The following is a 19586-nucleotide window of genomic DNA, read 5'->3' as shown; positions in this document are numbered from 1 at the left end:
GAGCTAGCGTGCCTGGCGGCGTGTGGGAGAGAAGGCGGGGCGAACGGCGGAGTGGCCGCCGAGGAGAGCGGCTCCGGAGAATTGGGGCTCGCCTCCCCAGTCCGGGAGGTTGAAGAGTCCGGCGGGGTGCGCGGCGGGCGTGGGGTCGGAGGCATGGTGCCGGCGCAGATCAGCGAGGACGATGGCGCGCATGGTCTCGCGTTCCGCAAATTCGCTGCGCTCCCAGTAGAGACGGAAGCCCTGTTGGCAGACGGTGCACTGAATGTCTTTTCTCTCTGTGGACGGTTTGAGCAAAACCTGCATGGAAACGCGTTCCGGATCTCGATTGGGATCGAGCCTTTCTCTGGAGTTCCCTCATGCTGGCCGGCCGAGTCCTGAATCCGGAAGATGAGAGAACTCTAAGGTATGGGTGGGTACGGACGGCGGCTATACAACGAAGGTGTCAGTCGCGGCAGGAATGGCAACGAACGTGTCTAGGAGTCGCACCTGTTTTCGTGCAAAGGGCTAGCTCCACGGCCCCTTGGAGTCACCGGAGAGGGCGCGGTCGAGGTAGGTGGCCGCGCTGATGAGCGCGAGATGGGTGAGGGCCTGGGGGAAGTTGCCGAGGTGGGTTCCGTTGAGGCCGATCTCCTCGGAGTAGAGGCCGAGGTGGTTGGCGTAGCCCAGCATCTTTTCAAAGAGCAGGCGCGCCTTGGTGGTCTGGTGCGAGCGGGCGAGCGCCTCGATGAACCAGAAGGAGCAGGCGGTGAAGGAGCCCTCGCCGCCGGGGATACCGTCGATCTGGCCCTGGTTGCGGTAGCGATAGACGAGCGTGTCGACGGTTAGCTCGCGCTCGATCGCATCGAGGGTGGAGAGCCAGCGCGGGTCGGAGGGGCTGATGAAGCGCATCATCGGCATCAGCAGCACGGAGGCGTCGAGGTCCTTGCCTCCCTTGTATTGCACGAAGGCCTTGCGCTCTTCGTCCCAGAAGTTGTTGTGGATGTCGTCGGAGATGGCGTCGCGGGCCTCCTCCATCCAGCCGAAGGGCCCGGCGAAGGAGCGTTTGCTGCCGAGGCGGACGGCGCGGTCGAAGGCGACCCAGCACATCAGGCGCGAGTGCAAGAAGTGCTTGCGGCCGCCACGAACCTCCCAGATGCCGTCGTCTTCGCGGTTCCAGTTATCGGCGAGCCAGCGCAGGACGCGCTTCTCGTTCTCCCAGTCGTCGTGGCTGGAGGCGTCGCCGTACTTGTTGGCGAGGTAGATGGCGTCCATCAGCTCGCCGTAGATGTCGAGCTGTAGCTGATCGTAAGCGGCGTTGCCGACGCGGACGGGTTTGGAGTCCATGTAGCCGCGAAGGTTATCGAGCACGGTCTCGGGCGTCTCCTGCGAGCCATCGATGCGGTAGAGCACCTGCAGCGGGCCAAGCGGAGAGTCGTAGTTAAGGCGGTCGTGAATCCAGCGCTGGAACTGCGCGGCCTCTTCGACGAAGCCGAGTCGCATCATGGCATAGAGGGTGAAGGAGGAGTCGCGCAGCCAGGTGTAGCGGTAGTCCCAGTTGCGCTCGCCTCCGATCTCCTCAGGCAGGGCGAAGGTGGGGGCGGCAACGATGGAGCCGTACTCGCGGTCGGTGAGCAGCTTGAGCAGCAGCGCGGAGCGATTGACCATCTCACGCCAACGGCCGGTGTAGTTGGACTGCGCGATCCAGGAGCGCCAGTAGTGCAGGGTGTCCTGGAACCAGGTCTCGAGGAGTGCCGCATCGAGCGGGGCGTGCGCCTCGGGGGAGTCCGGGCCGAGGACGAAGGTGGCGGTCTCGCCGGCCTTGAGGGTGAAGCTCTGCTTGACGTGGCCGTCGGTGTGTTCGAGTGGCACAGTGGCCTGAAGCGTTAGCGCCGGTTGATCGCCTTCTGGTTGGAAGACGACGCAGTGCTTTGTCTGGCGAGCGGTGTGGCGCGTGCGGGCGTAGTCGAAGCGCGGATGGCACTCGAGGCGGAACGTGATCTGACCTTGGATGACGTGGAGGCGGCGCACGATGCGGCTGGATTGGTTGTGCTTGAAGACCGGCATGAAGTCGGCTATCTCGGCGATGCCGTCCTCGGAGAGAAAGCGTGTGAGCAGGACGTTGGTGTCGGGAAGATAGAGCTGCTTGGTGTGGCTGTTCTTCAGGTCGGCCTGGATGCAGAAGAAGCCTCCCTGCGCGGGGTCGAGGAGTGCGGCAAAGACGCTGGGGCTGTCGAAGCGGGGATAGCAGAAGAAGTCGATCGATCCGGTAGCGCAGACGAGGGCGATGGAGGACATGTCTCCGATGACGCCGTAGTTTTCAATCGGTTGGAACTCCGCCGCTGCCTCTCCCATGTTTAGTGAGATGCAGCGGCGGGCCCTGCTGGGCGACGCGAATCGTGCGAGTGTCCGATTAGCGCTCGGCCGCCACGATTGCGATCGCGTTCAGACCTTCCAGGATCTCGGGCGGCAGTTTCAGGTTGGCGGCGGCGATGTTCTCGCGAAGGTGCGCGACCGAGGAGGTGCCGGGGATCAGCAGCATGTTGGGCGCGCGCTGGAGCAGCCATGCCAGTGCGACCTGCATGGGTGTGGCGTCGAGGGCCTTTGCAGCTGCGTCAAGCGTGGACGACTGCAATGGCGTGAAGCCACCGAGCGGGAAGAAGGGGACGTAGGCGATGCCCTGCGCAGCGAGCGCGGCGATGAAGCTGTCGTCACTGCGATTGGCGATGTTGTAGAAGTTCTGGATACCGACGACCGGGGCGATCTTTTGCGCTTCGGCGAGCTGCGCGGAGGTGACGTTCGAGAGGCCGAGGTGGCGGATGAGGCCCTGGCGCTGCAGCTCGGCGAGGACCGTAAAGGGCTCTTCGATCGAGCCGTCGGTCGGCGTTGTGAAGCCGCCTACGCGGAGGTTGACCACGTCCAGCGCGTCGAGTGAGAGGTTGCGGAGGTTGTCGTGCACGCCGCCGATGAGGCACTGGCGCGAGGAGTCCATGATCCACGAGCCATCGTGGCCGCGGCGAGCGCCGACCTTGGTGACGATAACGAGGTTGTCCTTGTACGGGTGCAGCGCTTCCTTGATGATCTGGTTGGTGACGTGCGGACCGTAGTAGTCGCTGGTGTCAATGTGGTTGATGCCGGTGGCGACGGCCTCCTGCAGAACGGCAACGGCAGCGGCGCGGTCTTTGGGCGGGCCGAAGGCGTGAGGGCCGGCCAGTTGCATGGCTCCGTAGCCGACGCGGTTGACACTGAAGTTCGTACCGGTAACAGTGAAGGTGCCGCCGAGATTTATTTGATCGCTCATGTTTCTTTAGATGAGCAAAGTTTTACCTCAGGAGTTCGCATTTGCCCAGGAGATCGAAACCGCAGCTGGAGCCGCGAAAATCGCCAGTTCAGGCACGCTCGAACGCGAGCGTGGAGGCGATCTGCGAGGCGACGATTCAGGTTTTGCTCAGCGTCGGCCAGCAGCGGCTGACGACGACAAAGGTCGCGGCGCGGGCCGGAGTCTCGGTCGGGACGCTGTACCAGTACTTCCCGAACAAGAGCTCGCTGCTGCAGGCGGTGGTGCGGAGGCACATGGAAAAAATAACGCGCGCGGTCGAGGCCGCGTGCGCTCAGCAAAGGGGTGCGGCGCTGGAGCAGATGGCGGATGTGCTCGTGGCGGAGTATCTGGCGGCCAAGCTGAGAGATGTTGAGGCTAGCAAGGCGATCTACTACGTGAGCGACGATGTGGGCGGGGCGGAGATTGTGCGGCATCTCACCCCGCGTGGAATGAAGGCGATCTCGGAGATGCTGGAGTCGTCCGGCGCGAGTTTCACTGAAGACGTGCACGTGATAGCGGCGACCGCGTTAGCGGCGATGTACGGGGTGAGCCGGACGATGCTGGAGGCGAGCAAGGCTCCGGGGACGCTCGAGGCCATGCGCGAGGGCCTGCAGGTGATGGTGCGGGCGTATGTGAACGCCTGCGCGGTGGCGTCAAGAGCGAGCAGCGCCAGGGCTGGAGCCTCAGAGCGCTAGCGGGAGAGCATTGTTGCGCTTAGCAGTTAAAACGAAGCTCCGCCGAGGAGGGCCGCACCGGAGAACTGCGGGAGTCCGGACCATTCTGGAATCGTGAACGGGGTCTCGGGATGTGCGACAACCGCGAGGTCTGCGTGATGTTCCCGAAGCTTGTCGTAGATGTCGGAAAGCCTGGCCTGGCGGTCCGCGATGCTGGTTCGCTCCCAGAAGAGGCGAAAGCCCATCAAGCAGACGGGGCAGTAGATGTCAGGGGACGATTCAGAGGGGGCGCACAAAACCTGCATAAGCACTCCTGATACGGAAAACAAAATTCTATTGCTGCGATTTCTGGGCCGCGTGGCGGTCCGGGGGCTCATGGAGGTAGATGCGGGCGCGACTGCAGAAGTTGGTGCGCAGCCCGTAAAGCAAATATGCTGGATAAATTGAACTATGAGCGAGCAGATTAAGGTACAGCTTCCAGATGGGTCGGTGCGCGAGGTTGTGCGCGGGACTACACCGTATGACGTTGCCATGAGCATCTCTCCGCGGCTGGCCGCCGCTGTCGTTGTGGCGCGGATTCGTCCGCTGGCCGTTCCTGCGCCTGTGGGCGAGACGGCAGAGGACGAGGCGACGGAGGCGCAGAGCGAGGCCGGGATGTATAGCTCGGCCGCCGAGACCGGCGAGCGGCTGGTGGACCTTGCGGCTCCGCTCAACGAGGACGTTGCGCTGGAGCTGCTGAAGGAGTCGGATGAGGCGGCGCTGAAGGTAGTGCGGCATTCGGCGGCGCACGTGATGGCGACGGCGATCCTGGAGCTGTTTCCGGAGACGAAGCTGGGGCATGGGCCGGCAACAGACTCGGGCTACTTCTACGACGTGTATCGCGAGACGCCTTTCTCGGAGGCGGACCTGGCTGCGATCGAAGAGCGCATGGCGGATGTGGTAGCGCGCGACGAGAGGTTTGTGCGCGAGCACGAGACTCGCGAGAAGGGGCTCGCGGAGTACAGGGCCAACGGCGACTTCATGAAGGTGCACTTCATCGAGCGTTTCACGAAGCCGGGCGACGAGATCTCGCTCTATAAGAACGGCGGCTTCACGGACTTCTGCCGAGGGCCGCATGTGCCCTCGACGGGGCGGGTGAAGGCGTTCAAGGTGACGTCGGTCGCGGGAGCTTACTGGCTGGGCGATGAGAAGAACCAGCAGCTGCAGCGCGTCTACGGCACGGCCTTCTTCAACGCGAAGGACATGGAGCAGCACTTCAAGCGGTTGGAGGAGATCAAGGCGCGCGATCATCGCGTGCTGGGCAAGCAGCTTGATCTGTTCTCGATCCAGGAGGTCGCGGGCGCGGGGCTAATCTTCTGGCACCCGAAGGGCGGGCTGATCCGCAAGACGATGGAGGACTGGATGCGCGATGAGTGCATCCGCCGCGGCTACGAGATGGTCTTCACGCCTCACATCATGCGCCGGGAGCTGTGGAAGATCTCCGGGCACGAGGGATTTTACTCGGGGAACATGTATCCGCCGATGGAGCTGGATGATGCTGAGTACCGGCTGAAGCCGATGAACTGCCCGGGGCACATCCTTATCTACAAGAACTCGCCGAAGAGCTATCGCGACCTGCCGCAGCGCTACGCGGAGCTGGGGAATGTGTATCGCTACGAGCGGTCGGGAACGATGCACGGGCTGTTGCGCGTGCGTGGGTTTACGCAGGACGATGCGCACATCTTCTGCACGCCGGAGCAGATTGAGAGCGAGATCGCGGCATGCGTTGAGTTCGCCGACGAGGTGCTGAAGGCCTTTGGCTTCGCTGAGTTCAAGGTAGAGCTTTCGACGTGGGACCCGAAGGACCAGAAGAGCTACGTCGGCTCGGCCGAGCACTGGGAGACGGCGGTCGGCTCGCTCAAGAAGGTGCTGGATGCGAAGGGGATTCCGTACCGCGAGATTCCCGGTGAGGCCGCGTTCTATGGGCCGAAGATCGACATCAAGCTGGTGGACGTGCTGGGCCGGCTGTGGCAGTTGTCCACAGTTCAATTTGACTTTAACCTGCCGCAGCGCTTTGAGCTCGAGTACACGGGCGAGGACGGCGAGAAGCATCGCCCGGTGATGGTGCATCGTGCGCTGTTTGGCTCAGTGGAGCGGTTCTTCGGCGTGCTGATCGAGCACTACGCGGGAGCGTTCCCGATGTGGCTGGCTCCGGTGCAGGTGGGCATCGTTCCCATCAGTGAGAAGCATCTCGACTACGCGACGAAGGTGAAGCGCGAGCTGGAGGCCGCCGGCCTGCGCGTGGAACTCGACGCGCGCAACGAGAAGATGAACGCGAAGATCCGCGAGTTTACGATGCAGAAGGTTCCGTTCGTGCTCGTGATGGGCGACAAGGAAGCCGCAAGCGGGGCGGTGAGCGTGCGCACGCGCGGCAAGGGCGATGAGGGCTCGGTTGCGTTGACTAGGTTTATTGAGAGAGCGAACGGCTTGGTGGCGAGCCGAGGCGTAGGGCTGTAGTCGGTGCAAACGGTCCGCCTCGAGACGAGGATCGCTGCTTCTGCGGAGCGGTGCTTTCTATTGTCTTTGAGTGTTGATCTGCACATGGATTCGACCGTTCCTACGGGTGAACGAGCGATAGCCGGCGTGACGAATGGATTGATCGGCCATGGCGAGTCAGTCACGTGGGAGGGCACGCACTTCGGATTTCGACTGCGCCACACTAGTAAGATCGTGGACTATGAGCCATATCGCTTCTTCTGCGACGAGATGACCTATGGCGCATTTAAAAGCTTTCGTCATGAGCACTTTTTCGAAGCGGTCGGCGATGAGACGATCATGCGTGATGTCCTGGAGTTCGCGGCGCCCTTCGGCGCATTGGGCTTGATGGCGGAGAGGCTTGTTCTTCGCGACTACATGCGGCGATTTCTCGTGGAGCGAAACACCACAATTAAGAGAATTGCTGAATCGAACGGTTGGCAGCGATACCTCGCTAACGAACGATAAGTCCGGACGCTAAGTCGCCAGTGGATACCAACAATGTGTCGCGCACGCTGGACTTCAGCCAGACGCCGCCGGTGCTGACGCCGGCTCCGGGGCAGCGGCTGAACGATATATGGAGCATCACGTACAAGGACCTCGCGCCGCGACTGGGCTTTGCGTGGAGTTGGACCCCGACGACGATCATCCGCGGAGGCTACGGCATCACGTACTACGGCGGCCAGTTCGACAACATCAACATCCTGCAGCTGAATCCGCCGACGGCGGGAAGCCTGACGATCACGAATCCGAACTCGGGGCCGACGGCACCTCCGGTGGCCAGTATCCAGACTCCGGTTCCGGCGGCGCTGTATCCGGCGAACCCCTTCTTCAACGTGGTGACGATGCCTGCCGACCGACACCGTCCTGATGCGATGGTGCAGACGTGGAATGCGACGATCGAACAGCAATTCGGCAAGCTGGTGTTGGACACGTCGTATGTCGGCACGCACGGATCGGACCTTGATACCAGCATCCAGTACTACAACTCGCCGCAGCCGGGTCCGGGCACCATCCAGACGCGGCGGCCGTATCCGACGTTTGCGCGCATTCGCGCTCTGGACTTCACGGGAGCATCGAACTACAACGCCCTGCAGGAACACCTGGAGTGGAGGGTGAATCCGCGCTCGAATATCACGGCCTCGTACGTCTGGTCGCACATGTTCGACAACCAAGGCAACTCGACCAATACGGGCGGTTGCACCTGCCAGGACGTGCGACATCCGCATGAGTGGGCAAACGGGACCAACGACCAGCGGCACAACCTCGTCGTGGCCTACGTCTATCGGCTGCCGGACTTCGCCCAGAGCAAGATGGCGGGGCTGGCGGCCAACGGGTGGACGCTGAATGGGCTGATCGCCCTGGCCTCAGGAAACCCGGTGAACGTAACGCAGAGCACGGACTCGCAGAACAACGACAATCCATGGCAGCGGCCCAGCCTGGTGCCCGGCGCGAATCCCTACCTCTCGAACAAGTCGGCGATCAACGGCTGGTACAACAGCAACGCCTTCGCGCTGAGCGGATACGCCTTCGGAACGACGCCCAGGAACTACCTCATAGGACCGGGAGTAAAGACCGTGAACGTCTCGGTGATGAAGAACTTTGCGATGCCGTATGCGGAGTCGCACAACCTGCAGGTTCGGTTCGAAGCCTTTAACGCCCTGAACACGCCGCAGTTCTCCAACCCCGGCGCGTCGCTCGGAGCGAGCGCGTTCGGTCAGATATCGTCGACAAAGATCAACAATCGTGAGCTGCAGCTTGCGGTCAAGTATCTGTTTTGACGCACGGGGATCGTGAACATCCTCCGGCACGCTAACCGCGCAGGCACCGTTGCTTGCGTGGTTAGCGTGCTGCCTTATTGAGAACACACTGAAATAAAAGAGTTTGTGGCGCAGCCAAGACATTGTGACGGGATTTTTGCGCAGCGATAGCTCTCCTCGGGGCCGGAGTGTGCATCCAACGGACATGGAGTTTACCGGGTAAGAGGATTCCTTTGCATCTTCGGATGCCAACCCTCCCCAGGGGATTCGGTCTTGGCTATGGTTACGGTTCGGTTGACAACTTGGGTAAACGCCCCGGTGGATCGCTGCTTCCGATTGGCGACCTGCGCGGAGCTCCATGCGTTGGCCGGATCGGTGACTGCGGTCGATGGCAGGAGGTCGGGATCGCTCCGGGTGGGGGATACCGTCTCCTGGCAGGGATGGCGATGTGGACTCCGGCTATCCCACACATGCCGGATCGAGGAGATCCGGCCCTGCACCTACTACCGGGAGGTGATGGCCTCCGGTGGTTTCCGGCACTATGTGCACGAGCATCACTTCGCTCCGATGGACGACGGAACCCGGATGCGAGATGAGGTTCACTTTACGGCACCGATGGGATCGATGGGCGACGTGGTCGGGAGACTGCTTCTGAAGAAGCATGTGATGAGGCTGCTTGTCCGGCGCCACATGAGGGTTAAGCGGGCGGCAGAATCAGTCGAGTGGCAAACCTTCCTGCAAGGCGGGCAAGATTCAGAGGCGGTTTCGGAGCCTCGCGCAAAGGTTGCTAAGATGCAACGATTTGCCTAGCTCAGAGGAAAACGCCTTCCCCGATTCTTTGTAAGAGGGAAAAAGAAGCGTTACGTTTTCTGCAAATTGCACACAAATGTGGGCGATCCCTGCACATAATTCTTTGGCGTATCAATTGCAAATTCCAAGGCAGATTTGCTATTTCGGGCGTGAGTAATCGCGCCCTGGGCCTGGGATACTTTGATGCGCCGTGTTGTCTTTGCCTTGGTAATTCTTCTGGTCTGTGCCTCCGCAGGTGTTCGGGTACACGCCTCGACGGAGTGCGAGCGCTGGATCGCGGAATACCGCAACGATCTGGCTCACTCAAACGCGGTGAAGCGGGCGAACGCAGCCCGGCACCGGCTGCACCGCTACGTTCATCGCAAGATCGCGGCACTGACTCATCCGAAGCCGACGCCAAAGCCGTATGTTCTGCCGGCGCACCGCAGGCCCCCGATGAGCCGCGAAGAGATGCTGCGCAAATTCGAACTTGCGTGCGGGGATCTTCCTGAGGACACCCCGGCACTGGGAGATCTGCCGCAGGACCCGATGCCTGCATTCCTCGCGTACCGCAAACCGGATGAGATGCCGCTTGAGTCGGATTCTCCAGGGTTCCTGGCGCTGGCGGCGCCGCCGAGTTATGCGGGGGGTGGCGTGGGTTACCCGACGGGCGGGTACGGGGGGGTCTATCCTCCGGGATTCGGAGGGTTTCCAGGTGGGGGTGGAACTCATGGACAGACGCCGTTTAATCCTCCGGCAACGGGAACGGGTGGGGATAATCCGCCTCCTCCACCGCCGCCGCCTCCTACGGCTGAGGCTCCGGAGCCGGGCAGCCTGGTGCTGATGGCGACGGGGCTTGCGGGCGTGGCGGGAGCGATTCGGAGGCGGCTGCGGGTCGCCTGAGCGGATGATCGGGAGCTAGCGGCGGCGGAAGCGCTGGCGGATGGCCTGTGCGCGGTCGGCGGGGCTCGGCTCGGCGGGAGGCTTTTCGCCCTCAGGGTAGAGGACGACGAAGCGGCGCGGGCCTTCGCCGGAGGAGGCGGTCGCGAGTCCTGAGGGGGCGAGCGCGAGGTGGAGCAGGCGGCGTTCGCGGGAGCTCATGGGGGAGAAGGAGAAGGGCTGGCCGGTGCGGCGGACGCGCTCGATGGCAGCCTCGGCGGCGAGCACAAGCTCCTGGTGGCGGAGCACCTTGAAGTTGTCGGCGTCGAAGGAGATGCGGTCGTGGTCCTCGTGCTCGAAGCGGAGGATCTTGGCGGCGACGTGTTCGATCGCGAGGAGGAGTTCGCCGTTGCGGGCGAGGACGAGGGGGACGTCCGGGCCGGAGAGCTCGACCGAGATTTCGGGAGCAGCAGTGGTTGCACCGGCGGAGTCGCTGGCGTTGGGTTGCACTTCCACCCCAGCCGACGAGTCGGCCGGGGACCCCGGTTGCACGGGGCCGTTGCTGGCGAGGATGTTGAACTTCAGATTCAGACGGCCTGCGGAGGTGAGGGTCTGGAGGAAGTCAGCTACCTTCTTCTTATTTGCTTCAGGGTCTTGCATCGGGACCTCTTCAGTATACGGAAGAAGCGTGACAAAAGTTTGCACTGGAGTAAAACTCCGGGGACCCCACCCGCCCGTCAAAAGTGTGCAAAGTATTCAATGGATGGGAGATAGGTCCGTACTTCCGGTGAAGTAGGCCGCTCTCGGGGAGACGACAGAGCCCGGCGGGTGGCCGGGCTCTTTTTCTTTCTCTCTTATTTAAGAATAGCAGGCGGTGTCAAGAAAACGGCTGTGGAGAAGTGGGTTGGGGCCGCGGCTGGTGCGGGTTTCAGCGTGTGCCTGAAGTATTTCGGGAGCGAAGAGAACGGTTCGCGCATTGCGCGAATGACCTGCTCATCGATGAAGCCACATGAATGGGCACCCGGCGATGGATCATTCGGTGCGGAGGGCCTGCATTGGCTCGACGGCAGAGGCGCGGCGTGCGGGCATGACGCTTGCGACGACGGCGCTGAGGATGAGAGCGGCGCAGGCGGCAAGGATGGTCCGGGGATTGTAGCCGGTGACCTGGTAGAGCTGCGACTGGAGCAAGTGTCCGGCGATGAGGGCAGCGGGAACGCCGATAGCGAGGCCGATGGCGATCTGTGTGGCGGCTCCCTTGAGGATGAGGCGGACGACGCTGGCGCGGTCGGCCCCGAGAGCCATGCGGAGGCCGATCTCGGGGATGCGGCGGGCGACGCTGTAGGCAGTGACTCCGTAGAGCCCGATGGAGGCGAGGATAAGGGCGAGCACGCCGAAGATGGCAGTGAGGCGGACGACCAGGGTCTGGCGGGTGAAGTAGTTGCCGACCTGCTCGTCGTAGGTGGTGAGCTGGCGGATGGGGATGTTGGAGTCGATCCGCGCGAGCGCCTTGCGGACCTGGGCCGTGGCCTCGGCAGGGTCGCCCTGGTAGCGGACAATGAGATTTGAGGCGTAGTGCTTGAAGCGCTCGCCCTTGATGGCCTGCTCGCGCATGACAGCCGGGGCGTCGATGGTTTCGAAGTTGGTGGTCTGCGCCATAGGGGTGAAGAACATGGGGTTGGTGGGGCGTGAGGGGTCACCGTACTTGCTGTCGTCGACGACACCGACGATCTCATACTCGCCGGTCATGCTGGGATCAGGGCCAAAGTGCAGGCCGATCGGCTGCTTGCCGTTGAGGAACTTTTTGACGAAGGTCTGATTGACGACGGCGACGTGCGTGCTGGTCGCGGTATCGCTCTCGGTAAAGACGCGTCCCTGAAGCACGCGGGTTCCAACGGCGTCGAAGAAACGGGGACTGACGGAGGTGTAGCTGGCGTTGAGCTGGGCGTTGGGGTCGCCACCGTGAATGGCAATGCCTGTTCCCCAGTTGTTGTAGGACATGGGACTGTAGGTGGCGTAGGAGGTGTCGGAGAGGTTGGGAATGGCGGCGAATGTCTGGTCGATCCGCCGGTAGAGTCCATCGAGTTGCTCGTACTGGTAGCCGGCGGACTGAAGATCGGTAAAGGCGATGAGGCGGCCGTGGGTCTCGAAGCGGAAGTCCTGCTGCTGAAGCCGCTGGAGGCTGAGGATGAGGAGGCCGGAGGTGCTGACGAGAGCGACGGAGAGCGCGGCCTGGAGGATGACGAGAGCGCGCTGGAGTCCGCTGACGTTTCCGGTGGTGCGATTAGCTCCGCGCAGAGCATCGGCGGGGTCGAGCCGTGAGGCGAGCAGTGCGGGAGCGATGCCGAAGAGCACGCCGGTGATGGCGGAAACGGCGAGAGCGAAGAGCAGGACGGGGAGCGAGGGCGAGGCGCTGAGGGGATTGACGGAGACGCCGCGCATGACGATGGCAAGGATGGCCTTGACGCCGGCGTAGGCAACGAAGAGGCCGAGAGCGCCGCCGAAGATGGCGAGCGTGATGGATTCGACGAGCATCTCGCGAACAAGGCGAGAGCGGGAGGCACCAAGGGCGCTACGGACGCTGAGCTCCTGCCGGCGGGCTACGCCGCGGACGAGCATGAGGTTAGCGAGGTTGGCGCAGGCGATGACGAGGACGAAGGCAGCGATGAGTTGCAGCATGGTGAGGCTCTTTTCGTACTCGTCGCGAAGGTTGTTGATGCCGTCGCTGGCGGGGGCGAGCTCGGTGGTCTGCTTGGCGATATCGGCTTCAGAGTCGTGCGTTGCCGCGCCACGGTTGGCGCGGATCCAGCGTAGGAGCTCAACCTGCATAGCGCTTTGGACGGCGGGCACGGAGCGGGGGTCGCGGATGCGGACGAGGATATCGAGCCAGTGAGACTGCGGCAGGATGTAGAGTTTGCGCTCCGGTTCAAGGATTGGCTCCTCTGCGAGAGGAATCCAGACGCCCGCGGGGTCGGCGGAGTTGCGATCACCGAGAAAGCCTTTGGCGGTGATACCGACGATGGTGAAGGGATGACCGGTAAAGGTGACGGAGGAGCCGACAAGAGTTGGATCGCTGTTGAACTTGGACTGCCAGATAGCGTGACTGATGACGGCGACCGGAGGCGCACCTTCTTTGTCGTCGTCGGGGGTGAGGAGGCGTCCGGCGAAGGGCTTCACGCCGAGGACGGAGAAGTAGTTGCCGGAGATGGCGCGGGCTTCGAGCGGCTGCGCGGCAGTGTCGCTCTTGCGGCGTACGCCGATGGTGATGTTTCCGGCCTGGACGGCGGCCATCCCGTCGATGCCGGGGGTATGGTCGCGGAGGGTGCGGTAGAGGTCGTAGGAGAAGATCCGCCAGTGACCCTGGAGCCCGCCATCGACGCAGCACTCAATCTCTTTGCCGACCTTGTAGAGCTGCTCGGGATGGTCGACGGGCATAGAGCGGAGGACGACCTGGTAGGTAAGAGTGAAGATGGCGGTGGTGGCTCCGATGCCGAGGGCGAGGGTGACGAGCGCGGTGAAGGTGAAGCCGGGCGCGCGGCGCAGGCGGCGTAGTCCATGACGCAGGTCGTTGAGGATCGCTTCCATCATTACTCTCCAGTCACAGATCAGGTACGGCGCAGAACGGTGCCGTGGTTCCAGAAAGTTGCACGTCCGAGGCCATTGCGTGAGGGGCTGCTTTTACGGGAGATCAGCAACTTAGAGGACGGGAGAGAAGGCGTGGCTGTTCGATTTCAGGGATCGATGTCCGCTATTGGACAAGTTAGGATAGGCAAAAGGAAAGGCTCCCTTGCGGGAGCCCTTCGGTCGTTCGTATCGTTCAGCGTTTGCCCTGGATGACGGGGGCTCCGGCTTTGCGGCGGGCTCGTTTGGCGGCGATCTCGCGCATCTCGCGGCCGAGGGAGGTGCGGTTCATGATCATCTGCTGGGCGATGCCGAAGAAGTTTCCGACGGCCCAGTAGAGGCCGAGGCCGGAGGCGTAGTTCCAGACGAAGTAGCCGGAGATGGCGGGCATCATGAAGGCCATCATCTTCTGCTGCTGCGGGTCGACGCCGGGGGATGGCGTGTAGAACTGCATGAGGAACTGGCTGACGACCATGACGATGGGCAGGATGTGGTACGGGTCGGCGGCGGTGAGGTCGGGCAGCCAGCCCCAGTGGGCGTGGCGCAGCTCGACGACCTTGGGGAGCATGGTGAAGAAGGCGAAGAGCAGCGGGAGCTGGACGAGGGTCGGGATGCAGCCTCCGAACATGTTCACTCCGTTGTCCTTCTGGAGCTTCATGATCTCCACGTTCATCTCGTTGCGCTTGGGATCGTTGATCTTGTACTTCTTGTACTTCTCCTTGATGGCGTCCATCTGGGGCTGGATGCGCTGCATCTTGAGGCCGGACTGCATGGTCTTGATGCGCAGCGGGAGGAGAAGCACGTTGATGATGAGGGTGAGGGCGATGATGGCCCATCCCCAGTTGCCGACGATGTGCAAGTGGATCCACTGAAGGGTGAGGAAGAGGAACTTGCCGATGATGCCCCAGAAGCCGAAGTCGAGCAGAGGCTCGAGCGAGACGCGCTTGCCGTTGTACGGGGTGGAGTAGATGTTGCGGAGGATGTTGACGGCCTTGGGGCCGGCGTAGACGCGGGTCTGGGTGTGGCCGCTGGTATCGCCTAGCGCGGCACCGAGGACGGAGACGTTGATGGCTCCCTTGGCGGGCGAGCCGGAGCCGAAGCCGGTGCGCTTGATGGTCCTGGCGACGTCGAGCTCGTTGTGGAGCGTGGCGACGGTGGCGGTGCCTGGCGAGTCGGGGAGGAAGACGGCGGCGAAGTAGGTGTCGGAGGTGCCGGCCCAGTCGAAGGGACCATTGAGGGTGTCGCCGCCGGAGACCTTCTTGGCGGCGAAGTGCTCCTCGGTCGCGTTGCGGGAGAGGTCGACCTCGGCGCCGGCGTAGGCCTCGGCATGGTCCTGGTCGCCGAAGCCGCCGGGCCAGGCGATGAGCGCGCGGACGGGCGAGCCGTTGCGGATGACCTGGACGTCGGCGTGGAGGACGTAGGTCTCATCAAAGGAGAAGGTCTTGGTGACGTCGACGCCGTTGGCGGAGTACTTGAAGGTGAGGGTTGCGGGCGCGGTGACGTTGCCGGTGGCCGAGGGCTGGAAGAGCGCCTGCTTGAGCGCGGTGCTGAGGGCGGCGTCGTAGGTGTGGAGCGAGAGCGGGTAGCCGTACTGCTCGGCGGCCTGGGTGTGGACGAGGTTCAGGGGCTTGTTGTCGGAGTCCTTGTACTGTTTGAGGATCCAGCTCTTGACCTGGGCTCCGCGATTGGTGAACTCGATGCGGTAGAGCTCGTTTTCGACGACGGTGGTCTGCTCGGCGGCGGCCTGAACGGCGGGGGTGGCAGAAGGCTTCGCGGCGGTGGGCGCCGGGACGGCTGCGTCGGGCGCCGCCTGCTGGGCGGCGGGCTGCGACTGAGTGGGCGCGGGGGCGTTGGAGGACACGTGCTGCGGGTTCGCCGTCTGGGGGTTCGTCTTCTGGCGGTAGTAGCTGAGGCCGAAGAAGACCGCCAGCATGAGGAACATCATGACGAAGAGCGATCGGCTGTCCTGCCCGCCGCCGCCTTGCTGATTTGGGTTTTTGAACTCTGCCAAGGGGATGGTTCCTGTTCTGTTACGACGTGGACTTACGCACGGACGCGCCGGGGGCGCGAAAGACGCAACTTCTATGGTAAATGGTGCCGGGAAGTGGCGTAAATTCAAGCCGAACTAACTTAGTATCTATGGATACATGACCCACCCGGGGGCTCAGCGTTTGGCCCGCCAGTGCTTCGGTGTCGTCGCTGTATCTGAGTCGCGAGTTCAAAGACGGAATATTCATGGAGAGACCCATGCCGAGATCGACCGAGGAGTTGATGAAGCTGAACCTGCACGGCGTGTTTGGAGAGCGTGACCGGGCAAAACGTCTCGCCGTGATTTCCGAGATCTGGGCCACCGATGGTGTCTTCATCGATCCTGAAGGAAGGCATTCCGGTTATGCGGCCCTGGATGAGGCCGTGGAGAGTTTGCTGCGTAGGTTTCCGGAGTTCGTCTTTGTCGAGCGTGAGCCGCTGGATGCCTTTCATGGCCTGGGAAGACTTGGGTGGGGGTTCGGGCCTGCCGGGCAGGAGCCAGCCGTCACAGGGCTTGATGTGGTGGTGGTCGCCGGCGAACGCATCACAGCGCTGTATACCTTTCTCGATAAGCCGAAGTAGACCTTGGCGCCCGTCACTGGTTTAGCTTGAGTGAGACGATCTCGGGCAGCAGGTCTTCTTCGAAGATGAGCTGGGTGGACTGTCGCGCTCGCAGGCTGGTGACGACGTGCAGGAGGATTGCGGCGACGGCGAGAACGGCGACCATGAGTGCGAAGCTGCGGGGGTTGGCGAGCATGCGGCCTTCGAAGTCTGCGGCTTGTTTGAGCCAGTAGATGGAGGCGAAGAGCGCGGCCCAGAAGACGAAGTGGAGGTTCGCCTTGCCGGGCAGGTAGGAGCAGGCGAAAGAGATCTTCTGGAAGGTGAGGAGGCAGAGCTCGACGATGAGGATGCCGAGGAGCGCCATCGTGATGAGGTGGCCGGCGATCTGTGGAGGGGGGTCTCCTTGGAAGAGAGCCGTGGAGAGAGCCAGCAGCGCGGGAGCGACTCCGATGAGTAGCAGAGAGACGCGGACGGCGCGGTGGTACCGGTGTGCCTGACGAACCTGGGTGACGCGGAAGATCCAGTTGGCGCGCAGCGTGATGGGGATGGCGATGACGACGCGCAGGGCGAGGACGGTGAGTGAGACGGTGAGGACGCTGGCGAGAAGGAAGGTTGTGTTCAATCCCGGATGCAATGCGCCGGCCTGTACGAACTTCGTGTCGATGAAGCCGAGGATGATGGTGAGTCCGATGCCGACGTAGAAGCTGAGGATCATGCGGTGCTGTCGGCTGCGGAGCAGGGTGCGCAGGCTGAAGAGAGTGATGACTCCGGCCAGCGATGTTCCGAGCGAGAAGCCGAGGCCGAAGGAGCGCGTACGCGCGGAGGGCAGGATGTCCGGCTGCTCGACGATACGGGGAAGCATGCGGAAGTAGGAGAGCAGCAGGGCGGTGAGTGCGCCGAGAGCCGACAGAGCAAGCGCGATCCAGGCGTGATGCGCGAGGGGCGCAAGCTCAGGACGCATGGAGCCGTTTAACTGATTGAAGAGTCCGAGGAACCAGTAGGCCGGGAGCCACTGAAGCGTGCGCTGGTTCTGGGGCGCGGCGAGGGCGGCGGGCGAGTTGAAGGAAGGGCCGAGGAAGTAGGCGCTGAGCAGAAGGCACAGCGCGGCTGCCTGCAATATTGCGGAGAGGCGCAGGAAGATCTGGCGCGGAAGCAGGTTGGCGGCGAGTCCCTGAAGAGCGAGCACGGTGAAGACGAGGAAGGCTCCTGCGGCGAAGACGGTGAACCAGTAGGCGGGCAGCGTGCGCAGCAGGCTGAACTGACTGCCGACCCCGACGGCGAAGACCAGGGGCCATCCGAAGCCTGTGAAGAGGTTGAAGCTGAGGATCGCCAGCGCGGGCGCGGCAAAGAGGGCGGCGATCTTCGAGAAGAAGAGGGTGCTCGAGCGCATGGGCAGAGGACCGAGGACGAGCATGTCGCGGCGGTCGGGAAAGGCGGAGTCCCAGCTGAGGACAGCCATGAGCCCGGCGATGGACATCGTGGTCTCGATGAAGAAGTGCTCGAACATGTAGGCGGCAGGTACGGGGATGGGGCGACGCCCGACGATGAGGAACGGCACGGGGAAGGTGCAGAAGAAGCTAAGGGTGGCGAAGACGGAGGCGAACTGGCCCATGAGGCGCGAGGGGTCGCCGTCGGAGGAGAGGACCTCGAGATCGATGACGCGGAGGAGGAAGACGCGATAGAGGACGCGGAACTGGAATATGAAGCGGTTCCAGCTTGGTGGTATTAACTGTCCAAGCATATTCACGAATTCCTTCAAGAGAAGTGGCGCTGCACGCGAACCGCAGATCCTTCGACTACCCCTTCGACTCACTTCGTTCGCTTCAGGATCCGCTGAGGATGACACTGTTTTTCGTGACGTCTGTTTACGTTTGCCCCATCGGTTTCTATACGGCAGATGACATGGTCTATGCATGGATGAGGTCCGCGATCTCGCGTGAGATGGCAAGGAAGTCATGCTCGATGGCGAGCTGGGAGAAGATGCCTTCGAGCGTGGGCAGCTCCATGAGTGTGCGGAGGTGCTCGATGGAGTCGTCGGCGACGACCTTGCCGCGATGCAGGATGATGACGTGGGAGCAGATGCGTTCGACGGTCTCGAGCTCATGCGAGCTGAAGAGGACGACCTTGCCGCGACGGGCGAGCTCTTCGATGAGGCTGCGCAGCACCAGCGATGTGCCGACGTCGAGTCCGGAGAAGGGCTCGTCGAGCAGGACGAGATCGGGGTTGTGCAGGAGCGCGGCGGAGAGAAGGATCTTCTGGCGCATGCCCTTGGAGTAGGAAGACATGGGAACGTCGCGGTCGCTGTAGAGGCCGAAGAGGCGCAGAAGGCCGCGTATGCGCACGTTGGCCGCGGTGCGATCCATGGCGCGAAGCTGCGCGACCATGACGAGGTACTCGATGCCACTGAGGTGCGTGTAGAGATGCGGCTCCTCGGGAACGTAGCCCATGCGCTGGCGGTAGGCCATCAGGTCGTCGCGAATTGGGCGGCCGTCGAAGAGCACTTCGCCGGAGCTGGGCTCGATGAGGCCGGTGATGATCTTCATCGTGGTGGATTTGCCGGAGCCGTTGGGGCCGAGGTAGCCGGTGATCTCACCTGCGCGCGCAACGAAGCTGACGTCTTCGACCACCGCTAGGCTGGAGTAGCGTTTCGTGATGTTGCGAAGCTCGATCATGGATCGCCTCGTTGCGGGCTATCTAATGGAATGAAGTGAGAACCTGAATCCGTGCGAAGAGCCAGCTCTTTTGTGCGGCGTAGTCGGTGCGCGTGACCTTTGGCACCAGGTGGGTGAAGAGCAGGCTGAAGACGAAGGCGATGGTGAGGATGATGGAGCCTGCCTGGGTGAATCGGAAGAGTGGTGGCGCGGAGTTGATCTCGTGATAGCAGCCTTCGACGACCTGGGGGCTGCGCTCGCGTGCGGCGTGCTGGGTGACGAGGGAACGGACGCCGTCGAACAGAAGCTCAGCCGCGGTGCCGGAGTGGAGCTGCTCGTCGAAGATCCACAACATCTCGTCGCCGAATTCGGAGCGGAAGGAGTGCGGATGCAATCGAAGGATGACGCGATAGGCCAGGCGGAGGATCGATGTCATACGTTGCGCGGCTTCCTTTCGCGGAGACGGAGCTGGGCTTGTTGGACGATGCTTTGGAGGCGTTCGACCTCGGCGGAGAGGACGACACGGCCTGCGGGAGTGAGGCGGTAGAAGCGGCGGTCGTCATCTTTGTTGCGGCTGGTGCGGGGTGCGTCGATGACGAGTTTGGCATCCATCAGCTTCTTCAGGTTGTCGTAGAGGGTGCCGGGGCCGATGCGATAGGCGCCCTGGGTCTGCCGGGCAATCTCCTGGAGGATGCCATAGCCGTGCAGGTCTTCGCTGGCGAGGGCGAGGAGGATGTATTGCGCGGCAGTAGAGAGTGGTGAGGATTTGGTGGCGTCCTTCATAACAGCTCCTGGTCGGAAGCCGACTATATCGGAT

18 protein-coding genes are annotated in these 19586 nt (G+C 62.7%); 7 read left to right on the top strand and 11 right to left on the bottom strand.

What is annotated here, in order from left to right:
- Positions 1 to 3: 3 nt before the first annotated feature.
- From Q363_RS01725 to Q363_RS01715, 3 genes are all read right to left on the bottom strand, one after another.
- Entirely contained in the window at positions 4 to 303 is a 300-nt protein-coding gene (locus Q363_RS01725; protein ID WP_035347314.1) for a hypothetical protein, read from the bottom strand.
- Positions 304 to 504: 201 nt separating this feature from the next.
- Positions 505 to 2331: a glycoside hydrolase family 15 protein gene (locus tag Q363_RS01720; RefSeq protein WP_035347312.1), complete on the bottom strand. Its 1827-nt coding sequence runs from the start codon at positions 2329 to 2331 to the stop codon at positions 505 to 507.
- Positions 2332 to 2389: 58 nt separating this feature from the next.
- Entirely contained in the window at positions 2390 to 3277 is an 888-nt protein-coding gene (locus Q363_RS01715) for an aldo/keto reductase family oxidoreductase (protein ID WP_035347310.1), read from the bottom strand.
- 41 nt (positions 3278 to 3318) lie between these two features.
- Between Q363_RS01715 and Q363_RS01710 the strand changes: the two genes are divergently transcribed.
- Positions 3319 to 3990: a TetR/AcrR family transcriptional regulator gene (locus Q363_RS01710; protein WP_035347307.1), complete on the top strand. Its 672-nt coding sequence runs from the start codon at positions 3319 to 3321 to the stop codon at positions 3988 to 3990.
- A 26-nt stretch (positions 3991 to 4016) separates the two neighbouring features.
- Here the strand turns inward: Q363_RS01710 and Q363_RS01705 are convergent, their stop codons facing one another.
- Complete coding sequence (locus Q363_RS01705) at positions 4017 to 4274, bottom strand: hypothetical protein (RefSeq protein ID WP_157466466.1); 258 nt, start codon at positions 4272 to 4274, stop codon at positions 4017 to 4019.
- A 145-nt stretch (positions 4275 to 4419) separates the two neighbouring features.
- Between Q363_RS01705 and thrS the strand changes: the two genes are divergently transcribed.
- The 5 genes from thrS (at position 4420) to Q363_RS01680 (ending at position 9935) form a co-directional block, all read left to right on the top strand.
- Positions 4420 to 6465, top strand: coding sequence for a threonine--tRNA ligase (gene thrS, locus Q363_RS01700; protein ID WP_035347303.1), 2046 nt, complete (start codon positions 4420 to 4422; stop codon positions 6463 to 6465).
- A gap of 84 nt (positions 6466 to 6549) precedes the next feature.
- Positions 6550 to 6951, top strand: a complete 402-nt coding sequence (locus Q363_RS01695) for an SRPBCC family protein (protein ID WP_245631979.1) — start codon at positions 6550 to 6552, stop codon at positions 6949 to 6951.
- A 20-nt stretch (positions 6952 to 6971) separates the two neighbouring features.
- Positions 6972 to 8264, top strand: coding sequence for an outer membrane beta-barrel protein (locus Q363_RS01690; RefSeq protein ID WP_051978226.1), 1293 nt, complete (start codon positions 6972 to 6974; stop codon positions 8262 to 8264).
- A 258-nt stretch (positions 8265 to 8522) separates the two neighbouring features.
- Positions 8523 to 9053 (top strand): SRPBCC family protein, encoded by a 531-nt coding sequence (locus tag Q363_RS37695; protein ID WP_084079832.1) that lies wholly within the window; start codon positions 8523 to 8525, stop codon positions 9051 to 9053.
- Between the two features lie 183 nt (positions 9054 to 9236).
- A complete protein-coding gene (locus tag Q363_RS01680) occupies positions 9237 to 9935 on the top strand; it encodes a PEP-CTERM sorting domain-containing protein (protein WP_035347301.1) in 699 nt (232 codons plus the stop codon).
- A gap of 15 nt (positions 9936 to 9950) precedes the next feature.
- Here Q363_RS01680 and Q363_RS01675 read toward each other — a convergent pair whose 3' ends face one another.
- From Q363_RS01675 to yidC, 3 genes are all read right to left on the bottom strand, one after another.
- Entirely contained in the window at positions 9951 to 10571 is a 621-nt protein-coding gene (locus Q363_RS01675; RefSeq protein ID WP_035347712.1) for a Jag family protein, read from the bottom strand.
- 372 nt (positions 10572 to 10943) lie between these two features.
- Positions 10944 to 13496 carry an ABC transporter permease gene (locus Q363_RS01670; RefSeq protein ID WP_245631978.1) on the bottom strand — a complete coding sequence of 851 codons (2553 nt, stop codon included), beginning with the start codon at positions 13494 to 13496 and terminating at the stop codon, positions 10944 to 10946.
- A 229-nt stretch (positions 13497 to 13725) separates the two neighbouring features.
- Positions 13726 to 15540 (bottom strand): membrane protein insertase YidC, encoded by a 1815-nt coding sequence (gene yidC, locus Q363_RS01665; protein ID WP_035347299.1) that lies wholly within the window; start codon positions 15538 to 15540, stop codon positions 13726 to 13728.
- Positions 15541 to 15776: 236 nt separating this feature from the next.
- Here yidC and Q363_RS01660 point away from each other — a divergent pair, with 236 nt between their 5' ends.
- On the top strand, positions 15777 to 16139 hold the full coding sequence (locus Q363_RS01660; RefSeq protein WP_035347297.1) for a nuclear transport factor 2 family protein: 363 nt from the start codon (positions 15777 to 15779) through the stop codon (positions 16137 to 16139).
- Between the two features lie 13 nt (positions 16140 to 16152).
- Here Q363_RS01660 and Q363_RS01655 read toward each other — a convergent pair whose 3' ends face one another.
- The 4 genes from Q363_RS01655 to Q363_RS01640 form a co-directional block, all read right to left on the bottom strand.
- Positions 16153 to 17859 carry a hypothetical protein gene (locus Q363_RS01655; protein ID WP_035347295.1) on the bottom strand — a complete coding sequence of 569 codons (1707 nt, stop codon included), beginning with the start codon at positions 17857 to 17859 and terminating at the stop codon, positions 16153 to 16155.
- A 166-nt stretch (positions 17860 to 18025) separates the two neighbouring features.
- Positions 18026 to 18790, bottom strand: coding sequence for an ABC transporter ATP-binding protein (locus tag Q363_RS01650; RefSeq protein ID WP_035347293.1), 765 nt, complete (start codon positions 18788 to 18790; stop codon positions 18026 to 18028).
- A 22-nt stretch (positions 18791 to 18812) separates the two neighbouring features.
- Positions 18813 to 19205, bottom strand: coding sequence for a hypothetical protein (locus Q363_RS01645; RefSeq protein ID WP_035347291.1), 393 nt, complete (start codon positions 19203 to 19205; stop codon positions 18813 to 18815).
- A complete protein-coding gene (locus Q363_RS01640) occupies positions 19202 to 19552 on the bottom strand; it encodes a PadR family transcriptional regulator (RefSeq protein WP_035347289.1) in 351 nt (116 codons plus the stop codon). The genes Q363_RS01645 and Q363_RS01640 overlap by 4 nt, the downstream gene beginning before the upstream one ends.
- Between the last annotated feature and the right edge of the window lie 34 nt (positions 19553 to 19586).

This window comes from Edaphobacter aggregans DSM 19364 (assembly GCF_000745965.1).
Taxonomy (GTDB): domain Bacteria; phylum Acidobacteriota; class Terriglobia; order Terriglobales; family Acidobacteriaceae; genus Edaphobacter; species Edaphobacter aggregans.
The sequence above is the reverse complement of the archived record's forward strand: the minus strand, read 5'-3'. Positions and strand labels throughout refer to the sequence as shown.

Excerpts from the sequence above, each read along its gene's own strand:
- Q363_RS01725 (WP_035347314.1), bottom strand. The coding sequence starts at position 303 with ATGCAGGTTTTGCTCAAACCGTCCACAGAGAGAAAAGACATTCAGTGC.
- Q363_RS01720 (WP_035347312.1), bottom strand. The coding sequence starts at position 2,331 with ATGGGAGAGGCAGCGGCGGAGTTCCAACCGATTGAAAACTACGGCGTC.
- Q363_RS01715 (WP_035347310.1), bottom strand. The coding sequence starts at position 3,277 with ATGAGCGATCAAATAAATCTCGGCGGCACCTTCACTGTTACCGGTACG.
- Q363_RS01705 (WP_157466466.1), bottom strand. The coding sequence starts at position 4,274 with ATGCAGGTTTTGTGCGCCCCCTCTGAATCGTCCCCTGACATCTACTGC.
- thrS (WP_035347303.1), top strand. The coding sequence starts at position 4,420 with ATGAGCGAGCAGATTAAGGTACAGCTTCCAGATGGGTCGGTGCGCGAG.
- Q363_RS01695 (WP_245631979.1), top strand. The coding sequence starts at position 6,550 with ATGGATTCGACCGTTCCTACGGGTGAACGAGCGATAGCCGGCGTGACG.
- Q363_RS37695 (WP_084079832.1), top strand. The coding sequence starts at position 8,523 with ATGGTTACGGTTCGGTTGACAACTTGGGTAAACGCCCCGGTGGATCGC.
- Q363_RS01680 (WP_035347301.1), top strand. The coding sequence starts at position 9,237 with ATGCGCCGTGTTGTCTTTGCCTTGGTAATTCTTCTGGTCTGTGCCTCC.
- Q363_RS01675 (WP_035347712.1), bottom strand. The coding sequence starts at position 10,571 with ATGCAAGACCCTGAAGCAAATAAGAAGAAGGTAGCTGACTTCCTCCAG.
- Q363_RS01670 (WP_245631978.1), bottom strand. The coding sequence starts at position 13,496 with ATGATGGAAGCGATCCTCAACGACCTGCGTCATGGACTACGCCGCCTG.
- Q363_RS01660 (WP_035347297.1), top strand. The coding sequence starts at position 15,777 with ATGCCGAGATCGACCGAGGAGTTGATGAAGCTGAACCTGCACGGCGTG.
- Q363_RS01655 (WP_035347295.1), bottom strand. The coding sequence starts at position 17,859 with ATGCTTGGACAGTTAATACCACCAAGCTGGAACCGCTTCATATTCCAG.
- Q363_RS01650 (WP_035347293.1), bottom strand. The coding sequence starts at position 18,790 with ATGATCGAGCTTCGCAACATCACGAAACGCTACTCCAGCCTAGCGGTG.
- Q363_RS01645 (WP_035347291.1), bottom strand. The coding sequence starts at position 19,205 with ATGACATCGATCCTCCGCCTGGCCTATCGCGTCATCCTTCGATTGCAT.
- Q363_RS01640 (WP_035347289.1), bottom strand. The coding sequence starts at position 19,552 with ATGAAGGACGCCACCAAATCCTCACCACTCTCTACTGCCGCGCAATAC.